Origin of the sequence: Mycobacterium sp. (genome assembly GCF_050701515.1) — a bacterium.
Classification (GTDB): domain Bacteria; phylum Actinomycetota; class Actinomycetes; order Mycobacteriales; family Mycobacteriaceae; genus Mycobacterium.
Window position 1 is genome coordinate 1 of record NZ_JBOGDB010000300.1, and the last position, 5,490, is coordinate 5,490.

General features: G+C 68.7%; 6 protein-coding genes and 1 pseudogene. 5 read left to right on the forward strand and 2 right to left on the reverse strand.

The window, feature by feature from the left end; translation table 11 throughout:
* The 3 genes from ACRDU5_RS22050 to lipL all read left to right on the forward strand — a co-directional run.
* Positions 1-140, forward strand: a 140-nt coding sequence (locus ACRDU5_RS22050; RefSeq protein WP_526617126.1) for a hypothetical protein, incomplete at its 5' end; no start/stop codon positions are given.
* Positions 141-1,151 (forward strand): methylmalonyl Co-A mutase-associated GTPase MeaB, encoded by a 1,011-nt coding sequence (gene meaB, locus ACRDU5_RS22055; protein ID WP_526617121.1) that lies wholly within the window; start codon positions 141-143, stop codon positions 1,149-1,151.
* Between the two features lie 59 nt (positions 1,152-1,210).
* A complete protein-coding gene (gene lipL / locus ACRDU5_RS22060; RefSeq protein ID WP_526617122.1) occupies positions 1,211-2,485 on the forward strand; it encodes an esterase/beta-lactamase LipL in 1,275 nt (424 codons plus the stop codon).
* Positions 2,486-2,487: 2 nt separating this feature from the next.
* Here the strand turns inward: lipL and ACRDU5_RS22065 are convergent, their stop codons facing one another.
* The gene (locus ACRDU5_RS22065; RefSeq protein WP_526617123.1) at positions 2,488-2,700 is read right to left on the reverse strand and encodes a dodecin; all 213 of its coding nucleotides are present in this window, start codon (positions 2,698-2,700) and stop codon (positions 2,488-2,490) included.
* Positions 2,697-4,100 carry a type II NADH:quinone oxidoreductase NdhA gene (gene ndhA / locus ACRDU5_RS22070; protein WP_526617124.1) on the reverse strand — a complete coding sequence of 468 codons (1,404 nt, stop codon included), beginning with the start codon at positions 4,098-4,100 and terminating at the stop codon, positions 2,697-2,699. Before ndhA ends, ACRDU5_RS22065 begins: the two co-directional genes overlap by 4 nt.
* Before the next feature lie 54 nt (positions 4,101-4,154).
* Here ndhA and ACRDU5_RS22075 point away from each other — a divergent pair, with 54 nt between their 5' ends.
* The gene (locus tag ACRDU5_RS22075; RefSeq protein WP_526617125.1) at positions 4,155-5,270 is read left to right on the forward strand and encodes a zinc-dependent alcohol dehydrogenase; all 1,116 of its coding nucleotides are present in this window, start codon (positions 4,155-4,157) and stop codon (positions 5,268-5,270) included.
* Between the two features lie 30 nt (positions 5,271-5,300).
* A pseudogene (locus tag ACRDU5_RS22080) lies at positions 5,301-5,490 on the forward strand (IS607 family transposase); the annotation flags it as partial.

The window sequence follows — 5,490 nt, forward strand, 5'->3', positions numbered from 1 at the left end:
GCGTGATCCCGCCCGGCGATTTCGACGAGCTGTACGCGGCCGGGGCCACCGCGATCTTCCCGCCCGGCACGGTGATCGCCGACGCCGCGATCGGCCTGCTGCACAAGCTGGCCGAGCGCTCTGGCTACGACCTCGGCTAAATGGCGGATTCCGTCGAAGAACTGGCTGCGGCGGTCCGCAGCGGCGACCGCGCGGCGCTGCCGCGGGCCATCACGCTGGTGGAGTCGACCCGGCCGGATCACCGTGAGCAGGCCCAGCAGCTGTTGATGGCGTTGATGCCGGAGGCCGGCGGCGCACCGGAGCCGGAAGGCCGCCGACATCAAGCAATGCACGTCGGGATCACCGGCGTGCCCGGGGTGGGCAAGTCCACGGCGATCGAGGCGCTCGGCATGTCCCTGATCGACGCGGGCCACCGGGTGGCGGTGCTGGCCGTCGACCCGTCCTCGACGCGCACCGGCGGCTCGATCCTCGGCGACAAGACCCGGATGGCCCGGCTGGCCGTACACCCCGACGCCTACGTCCGGCCGTCGCCGACGTCGGGCACCCTCGGCGGCGTCGCCAGGGCCACCCGGGAAACCATCGTGTTGCTGGAGGCGGCCGGGTTCGACGTCATCCTGGTCGAGACGGTGGGGGTCGGACAATCCGAGGTGGCGGTTGCCAACATGGTCGACACGTTCGTGTTCCTCACCCTGGCCCGCACCGGCGACCAATTGCAGGGCATCAAGAAGGGCGTGCTGGAGCTTGCCGACATCGTGGTGGTGAACAAGGCCGACGGCGAGCACGAAGCCGAGGCGAAGAAGGCCGCTCGTGAATTGTCGGGCGCGATCCGTCTCATCTATCCGCGTGAAACACTCTGGCGCCCACCGGTTCTGACGATGAGTGCACTGCACGGAAGCGGCCTGACCGAACTGTGGGACACCGTGGTGTCCCATCGCCAGGTGCTCACCGACGCGGGGGAGTTCGACGCCCGCCGCAGGGCCCAGCAGGTGGATTGGACCTGGTCGATGGTCCGCGACACGGTGTTGGACCGGGTGCTGTCCCATCCCGAGGTCCGCAAGATCCGCGCCGAGCTGGAGCGGCAGGTCCGCGACGGTGAGTTGACCCCCGCGCTTGCGGCCCAGCGCGTCCTGGATGCCGCCGACACGCCGTGAATTAACGGATCGGTAACGCTACGATTATTTGCCGGGGTTCCAGGTAAATTAGACTTATTGTGACGAGGTTTGACGACCGGGAGCGCAGCGCGGCGCTCCCGCACCGTATCCAAGGGGCCGCCGACCCGAACTTCGCGTGCGCGGTGCGGGCCTTCTCCCAGCTGTTTCCTGGGCCCCGGTACGGCGGCGGCGCGCTGGCGGTGTATCTCGACGGCCAGCCCGTGGTCGATGTCTGGACGGGGTGGTCGGACCGGGCCGGCACGAAGCACTGGACCGCGGACACCGGCGCCATGGTCTTCTCCGCCACCAAGGGCATGGCGTCGACGGTCATCCACCGCCTCGTCGATCGGGCCCTGATCGACTACGACGCCCCGGTCGCCGAGTACTGGCCGGAGTTCGGCGCCAACGGCAAGTCGAAGATCACCGTCCGCGACGTCATGCGGCACCGGGCCGGGCTGTCCCAGCTGAACGGCGCCAGCATGGCCGATCTGATGAACCACCTCGTGATGGAGGAGCGGCTGGCGGCCGCACCGGTGAACCGCGTGCTGTTCGGCAAGGCGGCCTATCACGCGCTGACCTACGGCTGGCTGATGTCGGGCCTGGCCCGGGCCGTCACCGGCAAGGGCATGCGCGAGCTGATCCGCGAGGAGTTGGCCGAGCCGCTCAATACCGACGGACTGCACCTGGGCCGGCCACCCGCCGAGGCACCGACCAAGGCCGCGCAGATCATCATCCCGCAGGGCGCGCTACCGAAGTCGGTGCTCGGTGCCATGGTGCCGAAGCTGGCGGCACTGCAGCGGTCGGGCGGTCTCGGTGCGCTGTACTTCCCCGAGGCGGTCTCGGTGGTCCAGGGCGATACCCCGTTCCTGGACGGCGAGCTGCCTGCGGCCAACGGAGTAACCACGGCGCGCGGCCTGGCGAAGATGTACGCGGCGCTGGCCTGCGCCGGCCGAATCGACGGTACTCAGTTCCTGTCCACCGAGCTGGCGGCCGGCCTGATCGGAAAGCCCAGCCTGTGGCCCGACCGCAACATCTTCTTCCCGATGGCCTTCCATCTCGGCTACCACGCCATCCCGATCCCCCGCCTGATGCCGGGGTTCGGCCACGCGGGTCTGGGCGGATCGCTGGGCTGGGCCGACCCCGCCAGCGGGCTGTCGTTCGGCTTCGTGCACAACCGGCTGCTGACCCCGTTCGTGGTGGCCGACCAGGCGGGCTTCGTCGCGACGGCCGCTTTGATCCGCCGTGGCGCCGCCGCCGCGCGCAAGCGCGGCGCTCGGCCGGTGGCGGAGTTCGGCTCGCCGTTCGCCTCCGAGCCGAGGCCGGTGGCGGGCTAGCGCTACGCCTCTTCCAGGCGGAAGCCGACCTTCAGCGTCACCTGGAAGTGCCCGACGGCGCCGTCGGTCAGGTGACCGCGCACGGAGCAGACCTCGAACCAATCGAGTCCACGCGTGGTCTCGGCCGCGCGTGATATCGCGTTTCGGATCGCAGTGTCGATGCTCTCAGGCGAGCTCCCGACGATCTCGATGACCCGGTAGGTGTGATCGCTCATGACGCCCCTTTCGCCTTTTCCAGTTCCTCGCGCTGTTCGACGGCCGCAAGGGTTTCGTTTTCTTGGTTCTGCAGCATCTCCATCGCCAACCTGGCGTAGATCATCTGGCTGGTAATGGCCATCTGGCCGCGGGTGCCGTTGATGAACGTGATGAACCAGGCGATCAGCGTGGTGAAGCGGTTCTTGAAGCCCACCAGGTAGACCAGGTGCAGCACCAGCCACGCCAGCCACGCCATGAAGCCGCCGAACTCGAGCTTGCCGACCTGGGCGACGGCACTGAACCGGGACACCGTCGCCATGCTGCCCTTGTCGTGATACTTGAACGGCGCGCGGGCTGCCGGATCGTCGCGGCCCCGCAGCGATTGCTTGACCAGCTTGGTTGCGTATTTGGCGCCCTGGATGGCGCCCTGCGCCATGCCGGGCACGCCGGGTACCGACATCAGGTCGCCGACGACGAAGACGTGCGGGTGGCCCTTGACCGTGAGGTCCGGTTCCACGATCACCCGTCCGGCGCGATCCGTCTCGGTCCCGTCGGACTGCGCGGCGACCATCTTGCCGAGCGGGCTGGCCTGAACGCCCGCCGACCACACCTTGCAGGCGCATTCGATGCGGCGCTCGGCGCCGTCCTTGTGCTTCACCGTGACGCCCATGTAGTCGACGTTGGTCACCATGGCGTTGAGCTGGACCTCGACGCCCAGCTTCTCCAGCCGTCGCTGCGCCTTGAGACCGAGTTTCTCGCCCATCGGTGGCAACACCGCGGGGGCTCCCTCGACCAGGATCACCCGGCATTCGTTCGGCTCGATCGTGCGGAACGCCCCGGCGAGCGTGCGGTCGGAGAGCTCGGCGATCTGGCCGGCCAGCTCGACACCGGTGGGACCGCCGCCGACCACGACGAAGGTCAGCCGGCGTTCGCGCTCATCGTGATCGGTGGTCACTTCCGCCGCCTCGAACGCCCCGAGGATCCGTCCACGCAGCTCCAGGGCGTCGTCGATGGTCTTCATGCCCGGCGCAAAGGTGGCGAAGTGGTCGTTGCCGAAATAGGACTGCTGCGCACCCGCGGCCACGATGAGGCTGTCGAACGGCGTGACCGTGCGCATGGACATCAGCTTGGATGTGACGGTGTTCGCCTGCAGATCAATCGATTCCACCTCGCCGAGCAGCACCTGGATGTTCTTCTGCTTGCGCAGCACCAGTCGGGTGGTCGGCGCGATCTCACCTACCGACAGGATTCCCGTCGCCACCTGATAGAGCAGCGGCTGGAACAGGTGACTGGTCGTCCGCGAAATCAACGTGACATCGACGTCGGCTCGTTTCAGCGCCTTGGCCGCCGCCAGGCCGCCGAAACCCGACCCGATTATGACGACGCGATGGCGTTTGGTGGTCGCCGACTGCTTGCTCATCATTCCTCCCCTGTTCGACGGCGGGAGAACCATACTCCCGTTTAGGGTGCGGCTATGCCGGAATCCGCGCGCGCGTTGGTGCTAGAAGCGCCACGTCGCCTTGTCATCCGCGAGTTTCCCATCCCGGTGGTCGGCGACGACGACGCGGTGGTGAAAGTGGAGGCCTGCGGGCTGTGCGGCACCGATCACGAGCAGTACACCGGGGCGCTGGCGGGCGGGTTCGCCTTCGTTCCGGGCCACGAGACGGTCGGCATCGTTGAGGCGATCGGTACGCGCGCGGCGCAGCAGTGGGGGATCGGCGCCGGAGATCGGGTGGCGGTCGAGGTGTTCCAGTCCTGCCGGTCCTGCCCGGCCTGCCTGGCCGGCGAATACCGCCGGTGCGAGCGGCACGGTCTCGCGGACATGTACGGGTTCATCCCCGTCGACCGGGAGCCCGGGGTGTGGGGCGGCTATGCCGAGTACCAGTACCTGGCCCCGGACTCGATGGTGCTGCCGGTGCCCGCCGCACTCGATCCGGTGGTCGCGACGCTTTTCAACCCGCTCGGTGCGGGGATCCGTTGGGGCGCAACGGTGCCCGGCACCAAGCCGGGCGACGTGGTGGTGGTGCTGGGGCCCGGGATCCGCGGATTGTGCGCGACGGCCGCGGCGAAAGAGGCGGGCGCCGAGTTTGTGATGGTGACCGGGCTCGGCCCCCGAGACGCCGAACGGCTGGCGCTGGCGCCCGCGTTCGGGGCCGACCTGGCCGTCGACGTCGCCACCGACGACCCGGTCGCCGCGCTGGGGAAAGCGACCGGAGGCCTTGCCGACGTCGTCGTCGACGTCACCGCGAAGGCGCCGGCCGCGTTCGCGCAGGCGATCGATCTCGCCCGCAGCGCCGGCACCGTCGTCGTCGCGGGAACCCGCGGATTCGGCACCGGCGCACCAGGATTCGTGCCGGACATGGTCGTGATGAAGGAGTTGCGCATTCTCGGCGCCCTCGGCGTGGACGCCACCGCCTACCGGGCGGCGCTCGATCTGCTGGCGTCCGGCCGCTACCCGTTCGAGAGCCTGCCGCGCCGGTGCGTGGGACTCGACGACGTCGAGGACCTGCTCGCCACGATGGCGGGGGAGCGCGACGGCGTGCCGCCGGTGCACGGGGTTGTCAGCTGTTGCGTTCTGAGTGGTCGTTAGTTGTCAGTGGTGTGCTGTAGGAACAGGGGTATGAATCTCGCGGCGTGGGCTGAGCGCAATGGTGTTGCGCGGGTGACTGCGTATCGCTGGTTTCGAGCCGGGCTGTTGCCGGTACCGGCGCAGAGAGTGGGTCGGCTGATTCTGGTCGATGAGCCGACTGGCAGGGCTGGCGTGCGTGGTCGCACCGCGGTGTGTGCGCGGGTGTCTTCAGCGGATCAGA

Coding starts and splice junctions, on each gene's coding strand:
- meaB (WP_526617121.1), top strand. CDS start 141: ATGGCGGATTCCGTCGAAGAACTGGCTGCGGCGGTCCGCAGCGGCGAC.
- ACRDU5_RS22075 (WP_526617125.1), top strand. CDS start 4,155: ATGCCGGAATCCGCGCGCGCGTTGGTGCTAGAAGCGCCACGTCGCCTT.
- ACRDU5_RS22065 (WP_526617123.1), bottom strand. CDS start 2,700: ATGAGCGATCACACCTACCGGGTCATCGAGATCGTCGGGAGCTCGCCT.
- ndhA (WP_526617124.1), bottom strand. CDS start 4,100: ATGAGCAAGCAGTCGGCGACCACCAAACGCCATCGCGTCGTCATAATC.